General features: G+C 67.4%; 22 protein-coding genes. 12 read left to right on the top strand and 10 right to left on the bottom strand.

Translation table 11 applies throughout. The features are described 5' to 3' along the window. Nucleotides 1-67 precede the first annotated feature (67 nt). The 11 genes from BG61_RS04770 to gad all read left to right on the top strand — a co-directional run bounded on the left by BG61_RS04770 (nt 68) and on the right by gad (nt 14,871). Nucleotides 68-1,126, top strand: coding sequence for an LLM class flavin-dependent oxidoreductase (locus BG61_RS04770; RefSeq protein WP_035926995.1), 1,059 nt, complete (start codon nt 68-70; stop codon nt 1,124-1,126). 73 nt (nt 1,127-1,199) lie between these two features. After that, nucleotides 1,200-2,210 carry a flavin reductase family protein gene (locus BG61_RS04765; RefSeq protein ID WP_051672278.1) on the top strand — a complete coding sequence of 337 codons (1,011 nt, stop codon included), beginning with the start codon at nt 1,200-1,202 and terminating at the stop codon, nt 2,208-2,210. Nucleotides 2,211-2,343: 133 nt separating this feature from the next. After that, the gene (locus BG61_RS04760) at nt 2,344-3,798 is read left to right on the top strand and encodes a spinster family MFS transporter (RefSeq protein ID WP_051672277.1); all 1,455 of its coding nucleotides are present in this window, start codon (nt 2,344-2,346) and stop codon (nt 3,796-3,798) included. Between the two features lie 114 nt (nt 3,799-3,912). Continuing rightward, nucleotides 3,913-5,340 carry an aldehyde dehydrogenase family protein gene (locus BG61_RS04755; protein ID WP_035926993.1) on the top strand — a complete coding sequence of 476 codons (1,428 nt, stop codon included), beginning with the start codon at nt 3,913-3,915 and terminating at the stop codon, nt 5,338-5,340. 35 nt (nt 5,341-5,375) lie between these two features. Next, nucleotides 5,376-7,001, top strand: a complete 1,626-nt coding sequence (locus tag BG61_RS04750) for a 3-(methylthio)propionyl-CoA ligase (RefSeq protein WP_035926990.1) — start codon at nt 5,376-5,378, stop codon at nt 6,999-7,001. A 77-nt stretch (nt 7,002-7,078) separates the two neighbouring features. Beyond that, entirely contained in the window at nt 7,079-7,492 is a 414-nt protein-coding gene (locus BG61_RS04745) for a GFA family protein (protein WP_035926987.1), read from the top strand. Nucleotides 7,493-7,556: 64 nt separating this feature from the next. After that, nucleotides 7,557-8,222, top strand: coding sequence for a 3,4-dihydroxy-2-butanone-4-phosphate synthase (gene ribB / locus BG61_RS04740; RefSeq protein ID WP_081867978.1), 666 nt, complete (start codon nt 7,557-7,559; stop codon nt 8,220-8,222). Between the two features lie 279 nt (nt 8,223-8,501). Next, on the top strand, nt 8,502-9,626 hold the full coding sequence (locus tag BG61_RS04735; protein ID WP_035926984.1) for a porin: 1,125 nt from the start codon (nt 8,502-8,504) through the stop codon (nt 9,624-9,626). A gap of 415 nt (nt 9,627-10,041) precedes the next feature. Continuing rightward, complete coding sequence (aspT, locus tag BG61_RS04730) at nt 10,042-11,733, top strand: aspartate-alanine antiporter (protein WP_035926981.1); 1,692 nt, start codon at nt 10,042-10,044, stop codon at nt 11,731-11,733. Between the two features lie 61 nt (nt 11,734-11,794). Beyond that, a complete protein-coding gene (locus BG61_RS04725; RefSeq protein WP_035926978.1) occupies nt 11,795-13,450 on the top strand; it encodes a bifunctional aspartate transaminase/aspartate 4-decarboxylase in 1,656 nt (551 codons plus the stop codon). Between the two features lie 41 nt (nt 13,451-13,491). Next, a complete protein-coding gene (gene gad / locus BG61_RS04720) occupies nt 13,492-14,871 on the top strand; it encodes a glutamate decarboxylase (protein ID WP_035926974.1) in 1,380 nt (459 codons plus the stop codon). 188 nt (nt 14,872-15,059) lie between these two features. On the opposite strand, the gene BG61_RS04715 is transcribed toward gad, so the two are convergent. The 3 genes from BG61_RS04715 to BG61_RS04705 are packed head-to-tail and all read right to left on the bottom strand — an operon-like array spanning nt 15,060 to nt 19,089. Then, complete coding sequence (locus BG61_RS04715) at nt 15,060-16,448, bottom strand: DUF6513 domain-containing protein (protein WP_035926971.1); 1,389 nt, start codon at nt 16,446-16,448, stop codon at nt 15,060-15,062. Beyond that, nucleotides 16,427-17,026 (bottom strand): flavoprotein, encoded by a 600-nt coding sequence (locus tag BG61_RS04710; RefSeq protein ID WP_035926968.1) that lies wholly within the window; start codon nt 17,024-17,026, stop codon nt 16,427-16,429. The genes BG61_RS04715 and BG61_RS04710 overlap by 22 nt, the downstream gene beginning before the upstream one ends. Beyond that, entirely contained in the window at nt 17,023-19,089 is a 2,067-nt protein-coding gene (locus BG61_RS04705; protein WP_035926965.1) for a sigma-54-dependent Fis family transcriptional regulator, read from the bottom strand. The genes BG61_RS04710 and BG61_RS04705 overlap by 4 nt, the downstream gene beginning before the upstream one ends. 326 nt (nt 19,090-19,415) lie before the next feature. Between BG61_RS04705 and BG61_RS04700 the strand changes: the two genes are divergently transcribed. After that, nucleotides 19,416-19,952 (top strand): dihydroneopterin aldolase, encoded by a 537-nt coding sequence (locus BG61_RS04700; RefSeq protein ID WP_035926962.1) that lies wholly within the window; start codon nt 19,416-19,418, stop codon nt 19,950-19,952. A gap of 55 nt (nt 19,953-20,007) precedes the next feature. Here the strand turns inward: BG61_RS04700 and BG61_RS04695 are convergent, their stop codons facing one another. The 7 genes from BG61_RS04695 to BG61_RS04665 form a co-directional block, all read right to left on the bottom strand. Then, nucleotides 20,008-20,400 carry a hypothetical protein gene (locus tag BG61_RS04695; RefSeq protein WP_035927198.1) on the bottom strand — a complete coding sequence of 131 codons (393 nt, stop codon included), beginning with the start codon at nt 20,398-20,400 and terminating at the stop codon, nt 20,008-20,010. 102 nt (nt 20,401-20,502) lie between these two features. Continuing rightward, nucleotides 20,503-21,012: a formaldehyde-activating enzyme gene (gene fae / locus BG61_RS04690; protein ID WP_035926959.1), complete on the bottom strand. Its 510-nt coding sequence runs from the start codon at nt 21,010-21,012 to the stop codon at nt 20,503-20,505. A 151-nt stretch (nt 21,013-21,163) separates the two neighbouring features. Beyond that, nucleotides 21,164-22,012 (bottom strand): triphosphoribosyl-dephospho-CoA synthase, encoded by an 849-nt coding sequence (locus tag BG61_RS04685; RefSeq protein ID WP_035926956.1) that lies wholly within the window; start codon nt 22,010-22,012, stop codon nt 21,164-21,166. Continuing rightward, on the bottom strand, nt 21,999-22,988 hold the full coding sequence (locus BG61_RS04680) for an ATP-grasp domain-containing protein (RefSeq protein ID WP_051672276.1): 990 nt from the start codon (nt 22,986-22,988) through the stop codon (nt 21,999-22,001). The genes BG61_RS04685 and BG61_RS04680 overlap by 14 nt, the downstream gene beginning before the upstream one ends. Beyond that, nucleotides 22,985-23,983: a methenyltetrahydromethanopterin cyclohydrolase gene (gene mch / locus BG61_RS04675; protein WP_035926952.1), complete on the bottom strand. Its 999-nt coding sequence runs from the start codon at nt 23,981-23,983 to the stop codon at nt 22,985-22,987. Before mch ends, BG61_RS04680 begins: the two co-directional genes overlap by 4 nt. Beyond that, nucleotides 23,961-25,199, bottom strand: coding sequence for an ATP-grasp domain-containing protein (locus BG61_RS04670; RefSeq protein ID WP_035926949.1), 1,239 nt, complete (start codon nt 25,197-25,199; stop codon nt 23,961-23,963). The genes mch and BG61_RS04670 overlap by 23 nt, the downstream gene beginning before the upstream one ends. Then, complete coding sequence (locus tag BG61_RS04665) at nt 25,199-26,125, bottom strand: NAD(P)-dependent methylenetetrahydromethanopterin dehydrogenase (protein ID WP_035926946.1); 927 nt, start codon at nt 26,123-26,125, stop codon at nt 25,199-25,201. The genes BG61_RS04670 and BG61_RS04665 overlap by 1 nt, the downstream gene beginning before the upstream one ends. Nucleotides 26,126-26,179 lie beyond the last annotated feature (54 nt).

The raw sequence follows: 26,179 nt of genomic DNA, 5'->3' as shown, positions 1-26,179 counted from the left end.
CTTCATTTTACTTATAGGACTACTCCTGTTGATATATAAAAAACGTTGCACCACAAAGGAGACGAACATGAGCAGTGCAGTACCGCTTTCGATGGGCTGGTTTTGCCCGACTCTCGGCGACACGACCGCATTCGGCGACCCCGCCAGCACCATTCCTCAATCCATGGAGCATTTCGAGCGCGTTGCCGTGGCGGCGGAGAAGGCCGGCTTCGACTACATACTGGTCCCGGTCACGCCGATATGCTGGGACGCGTGGGTCACGGCGTCGTTTCTCGTCAGCCGCACGACGAAGCTGAAGGCGCTGGTCGCAGTGAAGCCGGGCTTCATTCATCCGGTCGCGCAGGCCAAGATGATCTCGACGTTCGATCAGCTTTCGCAGGGGCGCATCTACGTGAACCTGATCGCCGGCCTCAGCGAGAAGGACGCGATGGCCGAAGGGCAACTGGTTTCGAAGGAGGAGCGCTACGCGCAGCTCGAAGAGGAAGTCGTCATCATCAAGAAGCTGCTGTCCGAGGAGCAGGCGCAGTTCTCCGGCAAGTACTTTCACGTCGACAAGCCCGCCATCGTTCCGAAGCCCGTGCAGCGTCCGTATCCGCCTTTCTTCCTCGGCGGCGGCTCTGAGCAGGCCGCCGAGATTTCCGCGCGGCACTCGGCCGTGCACCTCTTCTGGGGCGACTACCCCGAGCGCATCGGCGAACAGATCAAGGAGATGCGCGCACGCGCTGCCAAGTACGGCCGCGAGAATGAACTGCGCTTCGCGATGCGTCTGCAGATCGTGTGCCGCGAAACCGAAGACGAGGCCTGGGACGCGGCGCACCGGCTCGTGGCGGGCGCGCAGGAGTGGAAGGAGCAGGTCAAGTCCATGCAGATGAATTCCGTCGCCAACCAGCGTCAGCGGGAATTGTCGCAGACGGCCGGCAGCATGATGACGCCTCACCTGTGGACCGGCATCACCGAAGTGCGTCCGGGCGCGGGCGTCGCGGTGGTCGGCAATCCGCAGCAGGTCGCGGCGCAGTTGCGCGAGTTCATCGAAGTGGGCTGCAGTGGCTTCTGCCTCTCCGGCTATCCGCATCACGAAGAGGCCGAGCGTTTCGGCCGGCTGGTGATGCCCCTCCTGATGCGTTAACACACAAAGACACAAATACCCCGGCCGGCAAGATCAAAATAATGAATCGGCCGGGGCATGAAGGAGACAAAACATGACTACGGCAATCGATGCCATGCAGTTTCGCAAGGCCCTTGGGGCATTCACCACGGGCGTCACGGTGGTCACCACGAACGGCGGCGACGGCAAGGACTACGGCCTGACGGCGAACAGCTTCAATTCGGTCTCGATGGACCCGCCGATGGTGCTCTGGAGCCTCGGCAAAAAATCGACCAGCCTGCCGGTCTTTGCCGCCGCGGAACACTTCGCGGTGCATATCCTGGCCGCCGATCAGGAAAGCATGTCCAACCGTTTCGCGAAGAGCGGCACCGACAAGTTCGCGGGCTGCGCGCTCGCGCGCGGCCACGGCGGCGTGCCGCTGCTCGACGGCTGTTCCGCGCGGTTCGAATGTCGCGTGGTTCACCGGTACGAAGGCGGCGACCACGTCATTTTCGTGGGCGAAGTCCTGAACTTCGACAGTTTCAACCGGCCGCCGCTTGCGTTCCACGGCGGGAACTATGGGTTCGTGATGAAAAAATCGGACGATACGGCCGACGCCGGTTCGAGCTTCGGCGACGGCTGGCTCGGCTTCCTGCTGGCCCGCGCCTACTATCAGTTGCTGATGCCCGTCAGGAAGAACCTGGCCAGTCAGGGCCTGCGCGACATCGACTACAACGTTCTCACCGTCCTCAGCATGGGCGACGGCCGGACGATCGCGGAGCTGGATCAGCTCGTTTCGATTTCCGGCTCGCGAGTGACCGAAGAAGATATCGGCATGCTGGTCGAGCGCGGGCTGGTTTCGCTCGACCGGCACGGCAGCAAGGACGCCGTCGTGCAGTTCACCGGCGCCGGGCGCCGCTATGCCATCGAGCTGCTGGCGATCGCGAAGGCGGCGCAGAGCGACGCCGAGGAGAACCTCGACTACCGCGAAGCGCAGGTCATGACGCTGTTGCTCAAGCGCGTGATCCGGTCGACGGCGGCGGCGCTGCCCGATCACTGGCAAAGGGACCATTTCTGGCGCGGCCAGAGCCTGTGGCGGGACGCCGTCACGACGCACGCGACCTGAAACGCGACCCGAGCGCGGCCTGCCGCATCCGACACGAAGCCGCCGTCCGCCGCATCCGGCCGGGCGGCCGAACAATGACCCGAGCGGTCGCCGACAAAAACACACAGGCGACCCTTTTCCGGGGGAGACAAGCATGAGAGCAGAAGACAATCAATCGAAGGGACCGGCCCACGAGGGGCATGCCGAGCCGCCTGCCGTCAGCGCGGGACGCGCCTGGTACGCGGTCGGCGTGCTCCTCGTCGCCTATGTTTTTTCGATCATGGACCGGCAGATTCTCACGCTGCTGGTCGGCCCGATTCAGCAGACGCTGCATGTCAACGACACGCTGATGGGCATGCTGCACGGTTTCACGTTCGCGGCGTTCTACGCGCTGATGGGCCTGCCCATCGCGCGCATCATCGATCGCGGCGACCGGCGGCTCGTCATCGCCATCGGCATCGCGATGTGGAGCCTCGCCACCGCTGCCGGCGGCCTCGCGACCGAATACTGGCACCTGCTCCTCGCGCGCATCGGCGTGGCGATCGGAGAGGCGGTGCTGCTGCCGGGCGCCGTTTCGCTGATCGCGGACCTCTTCGCCGCCAACCAGCGTGGCCGCGCGATGAACGTGTTCGGCGCGAGCGCCCCGTTCGGCTCGGGAGCCGGGCTGATCGCCGGCGGTCTGATCCTCGGCATATTCACCCTCGCGCCGCCCACGCTGCCCGGATTCGGCACCCTCCTGCCGTGGCAGGCCACGTTCGTGGCCCTGGGGTTGCCGGGCGTCATCGTCGCGTTGTTCATGCTGCTGGTGGCGGAGCCGAGACACGCGCGCCGCGGGTCGTCCGACGCCGAGCAGCACGCTGGCGCCAGGAGGGAGGTGGCCGCGAGCGTGCCTGTTTCGACGGTCAGGCGCTACATCGCGGAGAACCGCAGAACGATGGTCGCGCTGATGCTCGGCGCCGGATTCTTCTACACCTGCGTCTACGGCTGGTCCGCCTGGGCTCCGACGTATTTCGTCCGCGAGTTCGGCTGGAAATACTCGCAGATCGGCAAGGCGCTCGGCCTCCTGCTCGCGTTCGTCGGCCCGTTGGGTGCGTTGATGGGGGGGTGGCTCGGCGGCTACTGGAAGCGTCGCGGGGTCGCTCACGGATACCTGCGTGTGGCATTCGTGGGGAGCGCGGGCCTCGCCCTGTCGGCCATCGGCATCGTAAGCATGCCGAGCGCGAATCTGGCGCTGGTCTTCGTGGCGCTGGCGTCGTGCTTTTCCTTCTTCCTGTTCGGCGGCACCGGGCCGGCCGCGATCCAGGAGCTTTCGCCCGGCCCGATGCGCGGCCAGTTCGCGGCGCTGTACACGGGCGTCCTGAATCTGCTCGGGGCAGGGTGCGGCCCGGTCCTGGTCGGGCTCCTGACCGACTACGTGCTGCGCAATCCGATGGCAATCGGGCGCTCGATCGGCATCGTGTGCCTCGTGTTCGGAGCCATTGCCTGCGTGCTCTTCCGGTCCGGCTTCGCGTCCTATCGCGACACCCTGAAGAACGCCGCCGACTGGCGGCCCGGGCGCGCGCCCGCGTCGGAACCCGTCACGGCGAAAGCGAGCGCGGTCGTCCACTGAAACCGGCGGGACCGTACTGAAACTCCCCGAGTGCATGGCTCGCGGGTCGGCAACGACTCGCGCGCCGGATCATCGACATATCGATAGACAGACTCAATCAAAAAGGAAAAACCAATGAAGAACTACAAGCACGTTTATATCAACGGACAGTGGATCGAGCCGAGCGGACGCGATCACGCCGACGTGATCAACGCCACGACGGAAGACGTGATCGGGCGCGTGCCGCTCGGTGACGCGGGCGACGCTGACCGGGCCGTGCGCGCCGCGCGCGCGGCCTTCGACGGCTGGTCGCAAACCAGCCCGCTGCAGCGCGCCGAATGGATCGCAAAGATCGCGGGGGGCCTCGAAGCGCGCGCGGCCGAAGCGGCGCAACTCATCAGCGCGGAAGTCGGCACGCCGATCGCCTGGTCGCAGTATGCGCAGGCGGGCGCGCCGGTCGCTCATTTCGCGGTCGCGGCGCAACTGCTCGGCGAATTCGCCTTCACGGAGCACGTGGGCCATTCCGAGGTGCTGCGCGAGCCCGTCGGCGTGGTGGCCTGCATCACGCCGTGGAACTATCCGCTCACGCTGATCGCGGCCAAGGTGGCGCCGGCGCTCGCGGCGGGGTGCACCGTCGTGCTCAAGCCGTCGGAAGTCGCGCCGCTCACGGCCTATCTGCTCGCCGAAGTGATCCACGAAGCCGGCCTGCCGCCGGGCGTGTTCAACATGGTGCCGGGCGTGGGGCAGGTGGTCGGCGAGGCGCTGGCGTCGCACCCGCAGGTCGACATGATCTCTTTCACGGGCTCGACGGCGGCGGGCCGCCGCGTCGGCGAGCTGGGCGCGCGCACGATCAAGCGCGTCGCCCTCGAACTGGGCGGAAAGTCGGCCGCGATCATCCTGGACGACGCCGATTTCGCGAGCGCCGTGCGCGGCGCGATAGCGGCGTGCTACCTGAACAACGGGCAGACCTGCTTCGCCCACACGCGCCTGCTGGTGCCGAGGGGCCGCATGGCCGAAGCCAGGGCGATCGCCGCGCAGGCGGTCGGCGGCATGAAGGTGGGCAATCCGCTCGACGAACAGAACACGATCGGCCCGGTCATCTCGGCGCTCCAGCGGGCGCGGGTGCGGGACTACATCCGCCAGGGCATCGAAGAGGGCGCGGAACTCGTGACGGGCGGTCCCGACGCGCCCGCCGGTCTCACGCACGGCTTCTTCGTGCGGCCGACGGTCTTCGCCGGCGTCACGCCGGACATGACGATCGCGCGCGAAGAGATCTTCGGCCCGGTGCTCGTCATGCTCGCCTACGAGGACGAGGACGACGCCGTGCGCATCGCCAACGACTCGATCTACGGGCTGAGCGGAGCGGTGTGGTCGTCCGATGCCGAGCGCGCGAAACGCGTCGCGCGACGCCTGCGCACCGGCCGGGTGGACATCAACGGCGCGCCGTTCAACCTGCTTGCGCCGTTCGGCGGCTACAAGCAGTCCGGCAACGGGCGCGAGTTCGGCAAGTACGGCCTTGAGGAATACCTCGAATACAAGGCCGTGCAAATGCCGGCCGAGTGAATACGCGAATCGACTGCAACAAAGGAACACATGCCATGTTTGGATCGATGATGGATCGGCCCCTGCTCGTCTCGTCGCTGCTGGAGCACGCGGAGCGGCAGTTCGGGGCGACTGAGATCGTGTCGCGCGAAACAGGCGGCGCGCTCTTTCGCTACACCTACCGCGCTGCCGCGTCGCGCGCGCGCCGTCTCGCCAAGGCGCTTACGCGGCTCGGCGTGGCGCACGGCGGCCGCGTCGCGACGCTCGCCTGGAACAACCACCGGCATCTGGAAGCGTACTTCGCGGTGTCCGGCAGCGGCGCCGTGCTGCACACGTGCAACCCGCGCCTGCATCCGGAGCAGCTCGCCTACATCCTCAATCATGCGGAAGACGAGGTGCTGATGTTCGACGCCACGTTCCTGCCGCTCGTGGAGGCGGGCGCGGGGCATTGTCCGGCGCTTCGCCACTTCGTGCTGCTCGGCGGCCCGGAGGACATGCCGAAGGAGAGCCGCGTTCCGGGCCTCATTTGCTACGAGGACCTGCTCGCCGCGTCGGACGACGACTTCGCGTGGCCCGAGTTCGACGAACGCACGGCAAGCACGCTCTGCTACACGTCGGGCACGACGGGGAACCCGAAGGGCGTGCTGTACTCGCACCGCTCGACCGTCCTGCACAGCTTCGCGCTCAGCGTGCCGGACACGCTTTCGCTTTCCGCCCACGACTGCGTGCTGCCCGTCGTGCCGATGTTCCATGTGAACGCGTGGGGCATTCCCTACGCCGCGGCGATGAACGGCTGCAAGCTCGTGCTGCCGGGGCCGAAGCTCGACGGCGCGAGCCTCTTTCAGCTGATGGAGGACGAGCGCGTGACGTGCAGCGCGGGCGTGCCGACCATCTGGCTTTCGCTCGCGCAATACATGGAGCAGCACGGCCTCGTGCCGACGACGATGAAGCGCACCGTGGTCGGCGGCTCGGCGATGCCGCAGGCGCAGATCCACACGTGGACGCAGCGCTTCGGTGTCGAGGTGCGGCACGCGTGGGGCATGACGGAGACAAGTCCGCTCGGCACCCAGGGGTGCCTGCTGCCGAAGCATGGCGCCGCGACCATCGACGAGCAGTGCGCGCAGCGCGCGAAGCAGGGGCGGGCGGTGTACGGGGTCGAAATGCGCGTCGTCGACGCCGACGGCAACGAGCGGCCGCGCGACGGCAAGTCCGCGGGCGAGCTGGAAGTGCGCGGACCATGGATCGCCGGGGCGTACTTCAAGGGCGAGGCGCCGGCGCTGCGCAACGGCTGGTTCCCCACCGGCGACATCGCCACGATCGACGCCGACGGCTACATGCAGATCACCGATCGCGTGAAGGACGTCATCAAGTCGGGCGGTGAGTGGATCAGCTCGATCGATCTGGAGAACGCGGCCGCCGGCCATCCGGCGGTGCTGATGGCGGCCGTGATCGGCGCGCGGCATCCGAAGTGGGACGAGCGGCCCGTGATGTTCGTGGTGAAGAAGCCCGGACAGGACGTGGACAAGGCCGGCATCGTCGCCTATCTCGCGGACAAGGTGGCGAAGTGGTGGCTGCCGGACGAGGTGATTTTCCTCGACACCCTGCCGCTCGGCGCGACCGGCAAGGTGCAGAAGGTGGACCTGCGGCGCGAGTACGCGAACGTGCTGGACTGCGTCGCCTGACGCGGCAGCGGTCCACGGCCGTGCGGCCCGTGCGGGACCGCACGGGCTCGCAGACAACGCATCCAGAGGACAAAGACATGAACGAGATCAAGGGCGGCTGCCTGTGCGGCGGCGTGCGCTACGAAAGCGCGCAGGCGCCGGTGATGAGCGCGGTGTGCCATTGCAGCCACTGCCAGAAGCAATCGGGAAGCGCCTTCTCGACCAATGTGGTCGTGCCCGCGGCGGGCTTCAGCGTCGCGGCGAAGACGCTCGCGACATACGACGACGTCGGCGACAGCGGGCTCGCCGTGAAGCGCCATTTCTGCAGCAATTGCGGGTCGCCGGTCTATTCGGAGGTGCAAGCGCATCCGGGTGTGGTCGCGCTGAAGGCGGGCACGCTCGACGACCCCTCCTGGGTGCAGCCGAACGTCCATATCTGGCGATGCTCGGCGCAGCCGTGGGTGCCGCTCGCCGATGGCGCCGTCTGCTTCGAGCGCAATCCCGACGCATAAGCGAACACGATTCATCACGCCGGCCCGGCAAGGGTCCGGATCAAGGCAATCAGGAATAACAGACATGGCAGTGCACGACGCTATCTCAATCGACCGGATCGAAGACGCGCTCGCCGCGATGGCGCAAGGCGCGCTCGTGGTGGTGGTGGACGACGAGGACCGCGAAAACGAAGGCGACCTCATCATGGCCGCCGAAATGGCGACGCCCGAGGCAATCGCCTTCATGGTCCGCTACACGAGCGGCGTGCTGTGCGTGGCGCTGCCCGGCGCGCGGCTCGACGCGCTGCGGCTGCCGCTGATGGTGCCCGGCGGCCACGACTCGATGCAGACCGCGTTCACCGTATCGGTGGACTACCGGCACGGCACGACGACGGGCATATCGGCGGCGGATCGCGCAACGACGGTTCGCGCGCTCGTCGATCCGCAGGCGCACGCCGACGACTTCAACCGGCCCGGCCATCTGTTTCCGCTGCGCGCGGTGGCGGATGGCGTGCTGCGCCGCCCGGGGCACACCGAAGCCGCGGTGGACCTGTGCCGGCTCGCAGGGCTGCGTGAAGGCGGCGTGCTCGCGGAAATCGTCAACGACGACGGCAGCATGGCGCGCCTGCCGCAACTCGCGGCGTTCGCGCGTCTGCACGGCCTGCCCATCGTCACGATCCGCGACCTGATTGCGTACCGCACGCACACGGAGACGACGGCACGCGTCGATCGCGAAGCCGTCGCTGCCTGAGCGCCGCGTCAGAAAAAGCAAACGAGGCGGCGCGCTTTGCAGCGCGCACGCATTGATATCGCGTCGTTGCCCGAGTCCGCGCACGCACAAGCTGGCGAAGTCCAGCAGCGCCGGATGCGCGGCACCGATGCAAAGAGGAGACCCGCACCAGCCCGCGCGAACCGCGTTCACGCCCGTCTGCCACGGCGCAGACGGGCGCGCGGTCGCACGGAGCTGGCGCGTGAAGCAGCCGTCGACGGTTATCCGACCCCGATGGCACCCATAAGAGCAGGAGACGAAATGAAATTGAAATGGCTGGCCGCGTCAGCGGCCGCTGCGTTCGGCAGCACGGCGCAGGCGCAATCGTCGGTGACGCTGTACGGCGTGCTCGATGCAGGCTTCATGTATCAAAGCACCGCGGCGGCATCCTTCAACCCGTCGGCACGCAACCTCGGCAAGCTCTATCGCTTCAAGGACGCCGGCATCTATTCGAGCAACTGGGGCATCACCGGAACGGAAGACCTCGGCGGCGGCTACCGCGTGAACTTCAGGCTGCAGGGCACCTTCGATACCGGCAACGGCCGCGCCGGCCTCTCGGATACGCCGGGTGTCACGGCGGCGTTCAACCAGATCGCGAGCGTGGGCGTGGCGGGGCCGTTCGGTTCGGTCAACGCGGGACGCCAGATCGCGCCGATGGCGATCGCGATGGCCGAAACCGACGCGCGCGGCGGCCGCTGGTTCGGCAGCATCCTGACGTCGTGGCTCGGCATGAACCAGGCGGCCGGCTGGACCGGCACGAGCACCAACGGCCCGCTCGGCGCGCTGTACGACAGCAACGCGATCGTCTATGAATCGCCGAGCTTCGCCGGCGTGAAGGCACAGCTCGAATACGCGCCGGGCGGCGTTGCAGGAAGCTTTCAGGGCGGCACGCGCGAGTCGGCCGTACTGAAGTATTCGAACTACGGGCTCAGGCTTTCGGCTGCCTATTACAACGGCCACGACACCAACCCCGCACCGAACTCGACCCCGACCGGACTCGCCAACAACCGCTTCGTCTATCTCGGCGCGCTCTACACGTTCCACGACTTCACGCTGTCGGCGTCGTACAGCAACGGGAAGAACCCGGCGCGCTCGAACCAGGTGAACCTCGACATGTACACCGCGGGCCTGGGCTATCGCTTCACGCCTGCGCTGAGGGTGACGGGCGGTGTCTATTATCTGAAGGACAGGAACAATTCGGCCAACAAGTCGACCGAGATCGCGGCGGGTGCGGAGTACAGCCTGTCGAAGCGAACGATGGTGTATGGCGAAGTCGGCCACGTCAACAACAAAGGCACGATGACGCAGACGATTGCCTACGGACAGCCCGTCGCGCCGGGCATGGCAACGACCGCTGCGATGGTGGGGGTGCGGCACAACTTCTAGCGACAGGCATGGGACCGGGTGCGCGCGTGTCGCCATCAGCGATCAATACTCCCTCGGCGAGCCGCGCGCAACCGGAGTTTGTCCCGTGTATCTCGCGGGAGCCCGCAGCCACGGACATCGGCGGGGTAGTTCCTCAGGCTTACGAACATTCGTTGGTTTACATTCGGTATCGCCCGTCTAAGATGATACGGGTACATACATACAGCGGTGCCCGGCACGCAGCATGCAACCAATAAGAAAGCGCAACAGTGGCAGGAATCGTTTCGATTCTTCGGCACGTCGCCAAATCGAAACGCACGCTTCTTCGCTCAGGATCGCCAGCAAACGGGGCCTCACCTTGTCCAGGTAGTGTCGTAGTCCGTTTCAATTGCGCTCGTTGAGATGTCCTCTTTTGGAACACCCAAAGGGAGTGCGTATGTCATGGCTTACAGCAACACTACGCAGTTATCCGGAAATCGCGGTCTTTCTCTCGCTGGGAATCGGGTATTGGGTTGGAGGAAAGAGCTATAAGGGATTCAGCCTCGGAGCGGTGACGGCCACGCTGCTCGCCGCGATCGCGATCGGGCAGCTCGGCATCACGATCTCCCCGAACGTCAAGTCTGTCTTCTTCCTGATGTTCCTGTTCGCGGTCGGCTACGGGGTCGGTCCGCAATTCGTCCGTGGAATCGCAAAGGACGGTCTTCCGCAGGCGCTGTTCTCCGTCGTGCAATGCGTGCTGTGTCTTGCGGCGCCGCTTGCGGCCGCGAAGATCGCGGGCTACGACATCGGCTCTGCGGCCGGGCTCTTCGCCGGCTCGCAGACCATCTCCGCATCGATGGGCCTCGCGACCGACGCCATCAACCGCCTCAGCCTCCCCGCCAACGAGACGAAGGCGCTGCTCGACGCCATGCCTACCGCCTACGCGGTCACCTACATCTTCGGCACGATCGGCTCGGCCATCATCCTCGCGATGATCGGGCCGAAGCTGCTCGGCATCGACCTCGTCGCGGCCTGCAAGGAATATGAAGCGACGCTCGGCGGCACGCCGGACCTGGGCGGCGCCGGACAGGCCTGGCATCGTTACGAATTGCGCGCGTACCGGATACCGGAAGGCGGGCCGGTCGTCGGCCGCACGGTGGGGCAGGCCGAATCGATGGTGCCGGCCGGCACGCGGCTCTTTATCGAGCGCATCAGGCGCGGGAACACGGTGCAGGACGCAAAACTCGAGGACACGATTCAGGTGGGCGACGTCGTGGCAATTGCGGGGCGCCGCGAGCAGCTCATCGAGCTGCTCGGGCCGAAGGGACTCGAAGTGGAGGATCCGGAGCTGCTGGCGGTGCCGGCCGAAGGCGTCGATGTCTTCGTGACGAGCAAGGACGTGGACGGCAAGACGCTGCAGGAGCTTGCGGGCTCGCCGGGCGCGCGCGGCGTGTTCCTTCGCCGGATCAAGCGCGGCGCGACGGAAACGCAAATTCCGGTCCTGCCGAGCACGAAGCTGCATCGCGGCGACACGCTGACGCTCGTCGGCCGCACGCAGGACACCAGCGCTGCCGCGAAGGTGATCGGCGTGCTAGACCGGCCGAGCAACGCGGCAGACATCGCGTTCGCGAGTCTCGCAATCACGCTCGGCGCGCTGGTGGGCGCCGTGGTCATCAAGGCGGCGGGTATCCCGATCACCTTGTCGACGGCGGGCGGCGCGCTGATCGCGGGCATCGTGTTCGGCTGGTTCCGCGCGATTCATCCGACCTTCGGACGCATCCCCGAGCCGACCATCTGGTTCATGAACTCGGTCGGCCTGAACGTGTTCATCGCGGTCGTCGGGCTCACGGCGGGTCCGGGGTTCGTGAAGGGGCTTCAGCAACTGGGCGTGAGCCTCTTTCTATGGGGCATCGTCGCGACCTCCGTGCCGCTCATCATCGGCATGTTCGTCGCCAAGTACATCTTCAAGTTTCATCCCGCGATCCTGCTCGGCATCTGCGCCGGTTCGCGAACCACCACGGCCGCGCTCGGCATGATCTGCGACGCGGCGAAAAGCCAGGTGCCGGGCCTCGGCTACACGGTCACCTACGCGGTCGGCAATACGTTGCTCACGATCTGGGGCATGGTCATGGTGATCCTCATGACCTGATGCACCCGGTCCGCATGTCCGGCTTCCCCTTACGAAATTCACCAATGTCTGGAGGTGTGGGATGGCAAAGTCCGCGAAAGCAGGCGCCGACAATAGTTCCAAGATGGCCTCGCTCAGCCCGTTCGAACTGAAGGACGAACTCATCAAGGCGGCGGGCGGCGGCGCGGTGGCGCGTCCCGCGAACGCATCGATGCTCAACGCAGGGCGCGGCAACCCGAATTTTCTCGCGACGACGCCGCGCCACGGCTTCTGGCAACTCGGCCTCTTCGCGATGCGCGAATCGGAGCGCTCGTTCGCGCACATGCCGGAGGGCCTCGGCGGCTTTCCGAAGCGCGAAGGGCTGGAGGAGCGTTTCGAGATCTTCGCGCGCGACAACAAGGGCGTGCCGGGCATCGACTTCCTGCGCGCGGCGGTGTCGTATGTGCGCGACCAGATCGGGCTGAACGCGGGCGAATTCCTCTATGAAATGTGCGAGGGCATTCTCGCGTCGAACTATCCGGTTCCCGACCGGATGCTGAGGCTCTCGGAGGTGATCGTCGGACAATATCTGCGGCGCGAGATGATCGGCAATCATCCGTTCATCGGCGAATTCGACATCTTCGCCGTCGAAGGCGGCACGGCCGCGATGACGTACATCTTCAACACGATGCGCGAGAACCACCTCATCAAGGCCGGCGACACGATCGCGCTCGGCACGCCGATCTTCACGCCGTACATCGAGATTCCGCGGCTCAACGACTACCGGATGAATGTCGTCAATCTCGAAGCGGATGTCGCGAACGGCTGGCAATACTCGAAGGAGGAACTCGACAAGCTGCGCGACCCGAAGGTGAAGGCGTTCTTCCTCGTGAATCCGAGCAATCCGCCGTCGGTGAAGATGAACACGGAAAGCCTCGAATACATCGCGGAGATCGTAGAGGAGCGGCCCGACCTGATCCTCCTCACCGACGATGTTTACGGCACGTTCGCCGACGACTTCGTCTCGCTCTTCGCGCTGTGCCCGAAGAACACGATCCTCGTGTATTCGTACTCGAAGTATTTCGGCGCGACCGGCTGGCGCCTCGGCGCGATCGCGACGCATCGCGAGAACGTGCTCGACCAGCAGCTCGCGGCGCTGCCGAAGGACGTGAAGAAGGAACTGCACGAGCGCTACGAGTCGATCACGACGGAGCCGGAGAATCTCAAGTTCATCGACCGCCTCGTCGCCGACAGCCGCACCGTGGCGCTGAATCACACGGCGGGCCTGTCCACGCCGCAGCAGGTGCAAATGGTGCTGTTCTCGCTCTTCTCGCTGATCGACACGCCCGACGCCTACAAGAACGCCCTGAAGCGCCTGATCCGCAGCCGCAAGCAGGCGCTCTATCGCGAGATCGGCATCAGCTTCGACGACAGCGACGAGAACAAGGTCGACTACTACACGATCCTCGATCTCGAATATCTCGGCGAGCGCGCGTATGGGCGGGAGTTCGTCGACTGGCTCATCCAGAACACCAAGCCGTCCGAGATGCTGTTTCGCCTCGCGAAGGACGCGCGCGTCGTGCTGCTGCCCGGGCGCGGCTTCGGCACGCTGCATCCTTCGGGGCGCGTGTCGCTCGCCAATCTGAACGAGAGCGACTACGTGCAGATCGGCCGCGCAATCCGCAATCTGCTCGCGGAATACGTCGATCGCTACAACGCGGAGACCGGCAAGAAGCTCGACAAGAACAGGGTGCTCTAGCCCGCTTGCTTCGTCCCATCCGTATGCTCAGGAGAAAGGCAATGGCCATACCTGTCGACAAAGTCACGCCGTACGACGAATTCAACTTCGAGATTCCGGAGAACGAGTTTCCGAAGTCCGGCATTTCGGCGCGCGCCGCGGCCGCGCTGGTAGTCAGCGAAGAATGGACCGACGCCAATCCGATGCTCAACATGTCGTCGTTCGTGACGACCTTTGCGGAGCCGGAAGCGGTCGAAGTCGCGAAGCGCAACATGTACAAGAACTACATCGACCATGACATGTATCCGCAGGTCTTCGCGATGGAGACGCGCATGGTCAGGTGGCTGCATCAGCTGTGGAACGGCCCGAAGGGTGTCGAACCCTATGGCACGGCCACGATAGGCTCGTCGGAGGCCTGCATGCTCGCCGGGCTCGCGCACAAGTGGAACTGGCGGCAGGCGCGCGAGAAGGCGGGCAAGGACGCGACCCGGCCGAACATGGTGACGGGCGGCAACGTGCAGGTCGTATGGAAGAAGTTCCTGCGCTATTTCGACGTCGAGCCGCGCATCGTGCCGCTCAAGCCGGGCAACTACCGCCTCACCGCCGAGCGTCTCGAGCAGTTCGTCGACGAGAACACGATCGCCGTGGTGGCGATCGCGGGCCAGACCTTCACGGGCGAAGACGACGACATCCAGGAAATCCACGACTGGCTCGACGCCTACGAAAAGAAGACCGGCATCTCGATTCCGATGCACATCGACGGCGCCTCGGGCGGCTTCGTGAACCCGTTCCTCTATCCCGACTACAAGTGGGATTTCCGCCTGCCGCGCGTGCAGTCGATCAACGCGTCGGGGCACAAGTTCGGGCTCACGCCGCCGGGGCTCGGCTGGGTCGTGTTTCGCGAGCGCAAGGTGTTCAACGAGGACCTGATCTTCTACGTGAACTACCTCGGCGGCGAAATGCCGACAGCGACGCTCAACTTCAGCCGCAACGCCGCGCCGATCGCGGTCCAGTATTACCAGTTCCTGCGCCTGGGCTTCGACGGCTACAAGCGCGGCATGACGCACACGCTGGCGAACGCGGTGGCCCTGCGCGACGAACTGGTGAAGAGCGGCTACTTCACGATCATGAACGAGACGCAGCGCATACCGGTGGTGGCCGTCACGCTCGATCCGAAGATCAAGAAGTTCAACGAGTTCGACGTGTCGAACAAGGTGCGCGAGAAGGGCTGGGTGCTGTCCGCCTATTCGATGCCGCCCGATGCGCAGGAGGTGAGGAGCCTGCGCGTGGTGGTGCGGCCGCACATCAACCACAACGTGGCGATGATCCTCGCGCGCGACATCGTCAACGCGTGCAAGTATCTCGACGAGCACGGCGGCAGCGCGACGGCGCCCGAACTGCACGGCCACGCCGACGAGAAGAGTACGGCGGCGAAGTGCTGAAGTGATGTGAACGCATGGAGGGCGTGCCGCCGCCCTCCATGAAGCGTCACTCCTGCGCGGGCTGGAACCGTCCGCCCGGCGCGAGATGAAGGTTCACGCGCTGCACGAGCCGCTCGCCGCGCAAACGAAGGCCCGGCACTCGCTGCATCAGTGGCTGCCTCCCGCGCAGCTGCGGGGCGCCACGTGGCTCACTTCTTCTTCATCGTCGAGCCGGGCGCATGCCACGCGTCCAGATCCTCTTCCGGCCGGTCGACCGCGCATCCCCAGTCGAGCGGCTGGTCCTGATCGAAGCGCTTGCCCAGTTGCCACGCGATCTCGGCACGCGCGAGCTGCACGCCCATGTAGAACGCGTGCCCGCCGTCGCTCTCGACTCCGAGGTCGGGATAGAGCGCGAACGGATCGCGCCCGGTCCGGTGGCCGTCGCGGTTGTAGACGTGGATGCCGTCGGCGGCGACCTGCACGCGGAAATTCGGATCGCGCACGGCGCTCGCGATCGTGTCGATCTCATCGGGGCCATAGGGGAACGGCCGCCGCGCGTGCAGCGCCGACAGATCGCCGGAGATGCCCTTCGGCAGCACCTGCGCCTCGCGCGCCGCGTGCATCACGCGCCGCGCGACGTCGGCTTCGCGCACGGCGCGCCGCGCATGCGGGCTCACCGACGTCGTGAGCACGGCGGCAATGCGCAGCTCCGCCGCCATGCCGAGCAGCACTGCGTTGATGCCGCTCGTGTCGGCCTCGGTCAGCTCGGTGACGTTGCCGATCCCCATCATGATCGCAACCTCGGGGTAGCGCTCGCGCAGCGACACGTAGCGCGCGATCGACGCCGCGAGCCCGAACGGAATCGGGTCGAGGATCGGATCGGCGAGGAAGGCGCGGCCGCGTTGCGACATCGCATCGATCGCCGCATCTAGCGATGCGGGGTCCGACGGCTCGCGCGCGACGAGCACGGGCGTGGAGGCCACTTCGTCGGCGATCCACAGCGTGTCGATGTTCAGGCTCATCAGATAATCGGCGCCCGCGCGGCCGCCGCGCACGAGTTCGTCGGCAAGCATCGAATCGACGCTCACGCGGTAGCCCTGGTCCTTCAGCAGCGCGACGGCGTCTTCGAGATGCGGAAACGGCGTCTCGGGCAGGCAGCCGATGTCGATCACGTCCGCGCCCTGCGCCGCATAGTCGCGGGCGCGCGCCGCGATGCCGTCGAGATCGAGCCGCGGCGCATCCACGATCTCCGCGAAAATCCACGTCTCGTAACGCGACAGGTCGAGGCGCCGCGCCTCGCGCCCGAAGAACTGCGGCAGGTCCTTCACTTCCTCCGGGCCGCGCTCGACGCGCACGCCGTAGTGTTCCGTCAACGCGTCGAGGTCGCCGCGGCAGCGCCCCGGCACGATCATCCGCTTCGTTTCGGGCGGCAGGGGCTGCGGCACGCGGCGGCGGATCATGTCGGCGGTCATGAGGCCCGCCACCTGCAAGCCGATCTCGCGCACTTCCCAGGTGAAGGGCGTGGGCGCCATGCCTTCGAGCACCTGATACAGGCTCTTCTCGGCCAGCCTGCCGGTCAGGAAGACGATGTGTTCCATGCGAGCCCGAGTGTGGACAGCCGTTGATCGAGCGCCGCCTTCAGGTCGTCGAGCGAGCGCGCGACCGTGGTGTTTTCGAAGCGCGCGAGCCGCTCGACGTTCTCGAACTCGATCGCCCGCGGCCGCACTTCGACCCACTCGTGAGGGCTCTGCGTGATGACGCTCGGCTCCGTGTCGCATGCGAAAACGATGCCCGGCATGCATTGCTTGCCGGCCTGCGCGAAGAGGTTGGTCGGCAGGGTGTCGGAGATGCCGAGCGCGCACTTGGCGACCGTGTTGCTCGTGGCGGGCGCGATCACGACCGTGTGATAGTCGCCCTGATACAGCATGCCGACGGGCACGCTGCTCGCGCTGTTGTCGCGGAACACGCGGAAATGCTCGCGCAGCCTGGGCACCGGCCACCCGTAGAGCGGCAGCACCTCCTCGCCGGCGGATGACAGGAAGAGATCGACGCCCGGCAGCAGCAGCGCGAGGTCGATCGATTCCTCGATCATGTGGCCGGAGCCTGTCACGCACCACGCGAAGCGCGCGTCGGGCTTGAACTCGTCGAGCCGCCGGGCGGGCGTGTGTTCTGTCATGCGTCGGCTTGGGTCGATGTTCCGTCGTGCGACAGCCGGATATGCAGTCTGTGCATCTTCCGGTACAACGTGTTGCGGCTGATGCCGAGCACCTTGGCCACGTTGCTCACGTTCCAGCGATGCTCGTCGAGCAGTGAGAGCACGGTCTCGCGTTCGCGCACCTGTATGGCGTTGAGCGCGGAGGTGTCGGCGTCGTCGGCGAGATGCGGCGGCGTGGCGGGTGAGGGCGCCGGCACCGGCGCCGCGGGAAGGCGCGCGGCCGCCGCGTTGCCGCCGTTCGCGATGTCGGCCGGAAGATGCGCGCACTTGATTTCGCCGCCATCGCACAGCGCGATCGCCATCTGCAGTACGTGACGCAGCTGCCGGATGTTGCCCGGCCACGCGTAGCTGAGCAGCGCCTGGCGCGCCTCGGCGCCGAGCGTGGGCGGGTCTTCCGCTTCACTGCCGAGAATGTGGTTGATGAGCGCGAGCGCATCGGCACGTTCGCGCAGTGGCGGCAGATTGATCTCGATGCCGTTCAGCCGGTAATACAGGTCTTCGCGGAACAGGCCCGTCTGCACGAGTTCGACGAGATTGCGGTGGCTCGCGCTGATGAGCTGGAAGTCCACCTTGACCGTGGTTTCCGCGCCGAGCGGCGTCACCTCGTGCTCCTCCAGCACGCGCAACAGGCGCGCCTGCAGCGCCATCGGCATATCGCCGATTTCGTCGAGAAAGAGCGTGCCGCCGTTCGCCTGCACGATCTTGCCGCGGCGGCCTTCGCGCTGCGCGCCGGTGAACGCGCCGGCACGATAGCCGAACAGCTCGCTCTCGATCAGGTTCTCCGGCAGCGACGCGCAGTTCACCGCGACGAACGCGCCGCCGCAATTCGGGCTGATGCTGTGCAGCGCATTGGCGAACACTTCCTTGCCGGTGCCGGTCTGCCCGCGCAGGATGATCGGAATCTTGCGCTGGATCACGCGCGCCGCGAGCTGGATCTGCGAGGCCATGCGCGGGTCGCCGAATTCGAGATGCGAGAGCTTGTCGAGGCGGCCGGTCGTCTCGCGTACGTCCTTCGTGAGCGCCTTGCCGCGCGCGCCCGCCGACGGGTTGCGCGAGATCGGGTCGTTCATCAGGATGCGGGTTGCGCCGCTCGCGGCTTCGCGCGGCGTTTGCGCGGTCAGGAAGAATCGGCTGTTCGCCTTCGCGCTGTACACCGTCACCGGGTGGAACGAGCCGCGGATGCTTCTCGCGATCATGTCTTCCAGCGACGCGTTGAACGCTTCCTCGATGCGCTTGCCGCACAGCTCGCCGGGCGAGCGGAAGTCGAGCTGGAAGAGGGCGCTGCGGCTCGCGGCGAGCACGACGCCGTCGTCGCTCACGGCGAGCTTGCCCGCGTGCAGCGTGCCGACGAACTCGGGGCGGCTGTGAAAGTGGATCATGTTCGCGTGCCGGTAGCGCGCGTCGATCAGGCGGTTCTCGATCATCTGCCGCGACATGCCGACGAGCACGAGCGAATGCTGCTGCAGGAGCTTCGAGCGGCTCGTCACGTCGAGCACGCCGACGATCGTGCCGCGGTCGTCGAAGATCGGCGCGGCCGAGCAGGTGAGCGACGTATAGCGCGGATAGAAGTGCTCGTGCTGGCACACGGCAATGCAGTCGCGCTCGATGAGGCACGTGCCCATGCCGTTGGTGCCCGCTTCGCGCTCGCTCCAGAGCGCGCCGACGCGCAGCCCGTCGGCGGCCACCGCCTCGCCGAACGGCACCGAGGACACCTGATGCACGATCACGCCGTCCGCATCGACCAGCACGACCGCGAGTTCCGGGTCCGCGAGTTGCTGGTACAGCGTGGTCATTTCAAGCTTCGAGCAGGCGATCAGGTCGCTTGCCGCCTCGCGGCGGTCGGCCAGTTCCTTCTGGGTCAGAATCGGCGGCATCACGAAGTGCGCCGGGTCGAGCCTGAACTCGTTCAGGCAGCGAATCCACGATTGGGTGACCGAATCGTTGGCCACGCGCGCAGCCAGCGGATTGTTGACTATGTTCAGGACTTCTCGGACATGCGTATCTATGTCAGCGATCGACGACATGGGGGCTTGTCTCCGTGGCGTCCGATAGGCATTGCGCCGTTGCGCAACGCCTTCGGCGCCGAGTCTGTTGTGTTCCCCTTGCGCTGCGGGCTTGCAGATGCACGCAGGCGCGCCAGGAGCCTCGGCTGTTGATGGCCTGTGTATAGCCTGTTTGTGGCCTGTCTTTGGCGCCAGTCGGGCCGACTATCGCGAGAACTCTACATCCGATGACGCTTCGGTTCAATAAGTGTTCTCATAGAGTATGGCCGACGCGCCCGATTTTTGCTTGGCGTTTCAACCGGACCTTCAACCACCGATCTGGGCCGCACAGCGGCGGAGCTTTCACCATGGACCGTTTCGATGCGATTCGCCACACCCGCTTCCCGACCCCGCCGGACAACGCCCCGGCAGACGATGCGGCACCGCAGCAAGCCGCTTCCCGCGCCCCGTCGCACGGCGAGCGCGAGGTGCCCATGGACATCGTCTATATCGAGGGGCTGACGGGCTCGACGGTGATCGGCATCGACAAAAGCGAGCTGCACGCCGCCCAGCCGGTGCGTATGAGCCTCGCAATCGGCGTACCCGCCATCCGCGCGTGCACGACCGACCGCATCGAGGACACGATCAACTACGCGGCCGTGCGCGAAGCGCTTCACGCGCTGCTCGCGTCGCACGGCGTGCAGCTGCTCGAGGCGCTCGCGGAAAAGGTCGCGCAGATGCTGATCAGGGATTTCGGCGCTCACTGGGTACGCGTGTCGATCGAGAAGCCCGCCAAGTTCGACGACGTCGAATCGGTGGGCGTGCTGATCGAGCGGCGCCGCGTGCAGCCGAATCCGGCGCGCGCGACCTTCGCCTGGCTCGGGGAAGGGCTCGTGCCGAACTGAGCGCAGCCGGCGGCATGCGCGCGCCCGGCGGGGCGCGCGCATGCCGCCGGCAGGCTCACTTCGCCGCGGCTGACGCCTGTCCGATGCCGCAGGCGCGGTACGCGTCGGCCTGCAGCGCGCGATATTTCTTGGTCTGCGCCTTCGCGCGATCCACGCGGAACTCCGCACCGCCTTCGCCGCCGAGCGTGGCGTACTTCGAGAACGTGGACTGCTCGACGAAATCGTCGTAGGGAAGCACGGCCGCGATGCGGTCGATCACGCACGAGCACTTGTAGACGTTCACGAAGTCGTGGCCGTTGTCGTCCATGCAGCTGAGGACATATTCCACGCGGCCCTGTGTCGGGTAGTCGTGGTTTTGCGCCGGCGGGGCCGCGTCGGCCGCGAGCGCGGCGGGCGCAGCAAGCGAGAGGCAGGCGGCGGCGAGCAGCGTGCGACTTCGAAAGGTCATGCGAAATGCCTCTGCAAAAGCGTTGATCGGTTCGACATGCGATGACATGCGATGCGGGCACCGCAGCCGCCCCAGGCGGCACCGGTGCCCGTGACGGCCGCTTCAGTTCGGCGCGAACGGGTGCGCCGCCGTGGCCTTCTTCGCGACGACCTCCGACGCCTTCGGCTCGCCCGCGATGGCGCGCTGCAGCGCCTCGCGCGTCGCCTTGTAGTTGAACTCCTGGATCTTCTTGTCGTCGTCGGCCTGCCAGTGGATGAACACGCCGACGCAGATGAAGAGGTCGTCGGCTTCGTCCTGCGGGATGGTGCCGTCCTCGACGCTGTCCGCCACCGCGAGCGCGACCGCGTGCTGCGCGGGTCCGAACATCTGCACCGCCTGCTTGGCGCCCTTGATCGTCACCTTGTTGAACAGGATCGTGTTCGGCTTGGTGAGCAGGTTCGGGGCGACGACCGCGAGCAGCGACGTGAAGCCGTCCTTGTTGTTGGTGAGCGCGTTGCAGAACGCGGTTTCGGCAGCGGAGCCTCGCGGTCCGATGATCAAGTCGATATGAGCGACCTCGTTGCCCTCGCCGACGAGCGACTCTCCTACCAGGACGCGATTGATCTTGGCCATGCTGTTCCTCCAGTGATTTTGGGTCTCGGATAGTGCGACTTGCGGTCAACTCGCGACGCCGGATTCCGGCCGCGCAAGGCTTGGATCGGCAAACCACGTTGTGACTAACATGTTCCGTGCCAATCGCGCGCCGGCGCGAGCCGCCGCCGCTTCACGGCCGCACGGTGCAACCCGCCACGAAGAGCGTCGCCACCGTGAGATCCGCGCTCGTGCCCGGGTTGATGCCGCGCGCCTTCAGTTCGGCGTCCCATGCCGACAGGCGCGGCGTTTGCACGCCCGAAGGCGCGGCACGCCATTGCGCGTGGCGCAGCCTGGCTTCGCGCGTGACACTTTGCGCCACCGGCACACCCTGCTTGCGCACAATGTGCGAATCGGGCCAGCCGGCGAGAAACGTGAGGAACACGTTGAGCGTGACGATGCCGTCGGGTTTAGCCGACAGGTCGCGCACCGCCGCGAGCCCCGTCTCGAAGATGTCGCGAAAGCCGTTCGCGTACTGGCGCGCGATGCTGTCGCGCTCGGCGGCGAGCGACATCGCCGCGCGCAGCCCGACCGACGGCTCCGCCCGCACCGATTGCTCCGGCGCGTCGCCGAGGCCGCCCGGGTTCGCCGCCGCGATCGCGCGGTAGGCGGCGCGGGCGTCGGAAAGATCGAGCTGTTCCAGCACGCGCTCGGTGGCGGCGCGCCATTCCAGCGCGTCGACGGGCGGGGAGAGGTCGTCGAGCGCGGCGGCAAGCGGCGCGGCGAGCAGCACGATACCGAGGTTCGTGTTGCAGCCCGCGACTTCGAGCGTGCGCGTCACCGCGCCGAGGATGCGCTCGCCCACGGCCGCGCGCGGCGTGAAAAGCGGCGCCGCGGCCGCCTCGGCGCTCGCGATGAACTGCGCGGCGGTCATGCCGTGCCCCGCGCTGTCGGCGCTCACGTTGCCGGGCTTCGGCGTCTCTACGTCGAGCCGGCAGGCGCGCAGGAACGCGGCGCGCGCGATGTCGTCAGGCACTGGCATCGCCGCCTGCAAACGTAACGGGGACGAGCGGCGCGCCAGGTGCGGCGAGCCGGCGATCGAGCAGATCGTCGACGAGCGCGGCGGCGATGTCGAGCTGCGTCACCGATTGCAGCCCGCGCCACGCCGCGACGCCGTTCACTTCGAGCACGAGCGGGGGCAGGTTGCCGCCGGCGTCATCGGGATTCTGGCCGTGCTGCGCGATCAGGTCGACGCCCGCGTAGTCGAGGCCGAGCGCCTCGCCCGCGCGCACAGCGGTCTGCGCGAGCGCGTCCGTGAGCGCGGCGGGCTCGCAGGCCGCACCCTGCGCGAAATTGTGGATCCAGCCCCGGCCGCCGACGCGGCGCATCGCCGCCACCGCCCGGCCGCCGATCACGAGCACGCGCCAGTCGAAGCCGGGCCGCGCGCCCTCGACATAGCGCTGCAGATACGCCACGCGGCTGTACCCGGCGAGCGACGGCAGCGGCGCGAGCCGCCCGCCGCGCATGCCGAGCCGCCGCAAGCCCTTGCCCTGCGAGCCGAAGAGCGGCTTCATCACGACCCGGCGGCCCGCCGCCGCCTCGCGCATCAGGACGCGCTGCGCGAACGCCGCGGATTCGCCTGCCCATGTCGCGGGCGTCGGCACACCGTGGCGGTTCAGCAGGAAGCTCGTCATCGACTTGTCGACGCTGCGCTCGATCGCGCGCGCGTCGTTGTAGACCGGCACGCCGCATTCGCGCAGCGCGTGCAGGATGCCGAGCCGCAGCGTCACCTGCTCGAACGTGCCGCCCGCGATGCCGCGCACGAACACCGCATCGGGCAGCCCGTGGCCGAAGCCGGGGATCGCGAGGCCGTGCGGCGCCCAGGTGGTGTCGATGCGGCAGTCGGCCAGATCGACGCAGCGCGCCTCGCAGCCGCGCGCGCGGAACGCCTTTTTCAGCCGCGACGTGTGCCAGCCGGTTTCGTCGGTCATGACCGCGATGCGCGCCGCCGTGCTCATGGCTTGCTGCCCCACTGCGCCTGCAGGAGCGCGCCATCGACCCTGCCGCCGTGCCACGTCGCGCCGCTTTCGAGGCTGCTCACCCAGACTTCGGCGGGCGCGAAGAGCGCGGGATCGATCTGATAGAAGTCGTAGTTGAACGACGTGAAGATATCCGCGAACGGCCGCCCGTAGTCGCGCGCGTTCGACGACGGCAGCTCGGCCGCGAGGCGCCTCGCCACCTCGTCGTGCTTCACGGTCAGATGCACGCGGCCCCCGTACAGGATGGCGTCGTTGGTGCGGCCCATCGCCTGGATGCCGTCCGGCGCGGGCGGCGGCAGCGGCGCGGTGCCGCTGCCTTCCACGATCTCGTGCAGGTCCACGCCGAGCACGTGCGTCTTGTGCAGCGCAACCTCGACGACGCGTGCAACGACCTGCACCGTCCCTGCGACAGAGTGTGTCGGCGTAACGGCAATGGTCAGGCGTTCGGGCGCGAGGCCGCAGTCGCGCACCACCTTGTCGATCACGACCTGCGGCGGCAGGCGGTCCACTTCCATCACCAGCGCCCCGCTGTCGTGCCGGTCGCGGTAGCCGAGTTCGCCGAAAAGCGGCTCCTTCGCCGCGAGCGCGCGCGCGGGGCCCGAGCCGAGCGAGAAGAACTTCTTGCCGCCCGTCTGCTCCTTGGTCGCAGAAAGGCTCCAGCCCGCGTACTGGCTGCCGAGGCAGGCGAGCACCGGATTCGACGTGTGCACTTCGATCAGGGTCGGCCACAGCGGATCGGCGTCGCCGCTCATGCGCCGCGCGACGCGTCCGAGGCCCCCCATGCAGATGCGCGCGATCAGCAGGCCCGCTTCGACGCCGCCCGGCGCGGCCACGCCCGCGTCGGCGATCACGGTGCCGTCGGCGGTGCGGGAAATGTCGACCGACAGGCGCGCGGCGCTCTCGACGAGACGCGCGACGAGGCGCTCGCTCAGCGCGTTCACGCTCAAGGGTTCAGCGGGGGGAGAGGGCGTCATGGGAGCACTCGTGACAGGTTTCGATGCGTTGCAGGAGCCGCGCGTGCTGGCGCTCCAGCTCGTCGCGCACGGCGGCGAGCGTCGACGCCGCGACGACGAGCGTGCACACCGGCTGGCCAGCTTCGACGCGCGTGCCGGCGAGCGGCACGTCGTGGCAGGCGGGGTCGACGAAACAGGCGTCGCTGAAGCGCGCGGACGCGGTGAAGCCGCGCGGCGCGAATACGACATGCTGGGCCACCCGTCGCGCGGGCGCGGGCGGCACGGCGGCGGGGTCGCCGTCCAGGCAGGCGTCCAGATGGCAGCCGAACAGGCCGCGCGGCCAGGCGCCGGGCCAGGCGGCGTCGTAGAGCGCCATCGTCGAGGACGGGCGGGCGTTGATTTCGAGCACGCGGAACGTGTCGCCGTCGAGCAGGAAATCGATGCTGTTCAGGCCCGTGAGGCCCGTCTGCCAGACGATCGTGCGGATCGCGGCCGTGATCCTTTCGGCGGTGGCGGGCGGCAGGTCCAGCGGGCCGACCGAGCCCGCGTGCACGAACGGCAGCTTGCCGCACGCGACGCTAAGCTGTTCCGCGAAGCCGATCACCGACACCTCGCGCCGCGCGCCGACGAAGAGCGCGGACATCGAACGGCCGGGGCTCATGCGCTGGAAGTAGGCGGGTCCGGCGGGCGAAGCGGAGGCGTCATCGCCGACGCCATCGCCGCCTTCGCCGCCGGCGGGCTCGACGTGCACACCGCCGCAGCCGTGGGCGCGCTTGACGAGCCAGCCGCGCGGATCGGCGGGCCGCGTGAAGCGCACCTCGGGATGGTCGATGCCGGCTTCGTCGAGCATCGGGAAAAAGCGCCGCGGGTCGCGCACCGCCGAGATCGCCTGCGCGCCGTTGCCGATGAAGCGCGGCATCCGCTCGCCGCGCGCGAGGCCGTCGGCGAGCGGCTCGAGCCCGCTCGTCACGATGAGACCGAGCATGCGCGGCAGGCGCGCGGCGTGTTCGAGCGCGTCATGAAGGCGCGCGCGGTCGATCACGAGCCCCTCGCCGCCGATGTCGAACCAGAGGCCCGCGTACTCGCGCGTGTCGCGGTCGCCGAAGATGTCGAGCGCGACGACGTTGAACCCGGCGCGCGCCGCCGACTGCGCGAGCATCCGCGCCGACAGCCCCGCGACCGCGACGCACGGCGCGCGCGCATGCGGCGCGCGGGAGGGGAGCGGCGGCGTGTGCATCAGCCCGGGCCGGCGGCGATCGCGCGGGCTTCGTCGAACGCCTCGGGAAAGCCGAGGTAGACGGGCTTGCCGCCCGTGCGCATGCGCACGAAGAGCCGGTGTTCGACCTGGTACTTGACGTTGCCGATCGCGAGCGCGCCGATGCCGATGGCGTCGCCCCGCGCGGCGCCGGCGAGCGGCTTGCCGTCGTCCATCACGTTCACGCCCGCAATGCCTTCCGGCGGGACGGCGTTGACGTCGGCGGCGATCAGGAGGTTCTTCGCGCGCGCGAGGTCGGCGGCGGTCATCACCTGCACGCCCGCGACCGCCGTTGCGAACACCACTTCGGCGCGCGTGAGGGCCTTGTGCAGCTGCTCGGGCGTGCCGGTCGCGACGCCTGACGTCGCGATGTCGAAGCGGCGGTTGATTTCGTCGCTCACCTGGGTCGCGCGCGACTGGCTGGAATGGCTCGCGATCGCGACGTCCGCGCCGAGCGAGGCCGCCATCGCCGCCGCGACGCGCCCCACGGCGCCGGTGCCGCCGAGAATCAGCACGCGCTTGCCGCCGAGTTCCGCGCCGTGCTCGGCCTTCAGATGCCGCTCGACGAGCGCGACGAGCGCCGCCGCGGTGGTGTACGAGCCGCTCGGGTCGGCGAACACGGAGACTTCGAACGGCGGGACCATTGCCTGGCGGGCGCGGTCGAGCATGTCGGCGGCGAGCATCACGTCCCGCCCGCCGATGAAGATGCCGGTGCGCGACACGCCTTTCGGCCCGCGCGAGAAAATCGCGTCCTGGGTGAGCTGGACGACGCTGTCCTCGTCGACGTTGCAATACGGCACGACGATCTGATAGCCGGCGTCGGCGGCCATGTTGACGTCGAACGGGCTCATCTGCGGCGTGGACGTGAACATGTGCAGGATATAGGGCCTTTCGGTGGCTTCGGGCATGGCGGTGGGCTCGTCTCGTTCAGGTTGGCGTCCGGCGGGCTGGCAGGACGCGTG

Origin of the sequence: Caballeronia glathei, from assembly GCF_000698595.1 — a bacterium.
Taxonomy (GTDB): Bacteria; Pseudomonadota; Gammaproteobacteria; order Burkholderiales; family Burkholderiaceae; genus Caballeronia; species Caballeronia glathei.
This window is presented reverse-complemented; position numbering and strand designations above follow the sequence as displayed.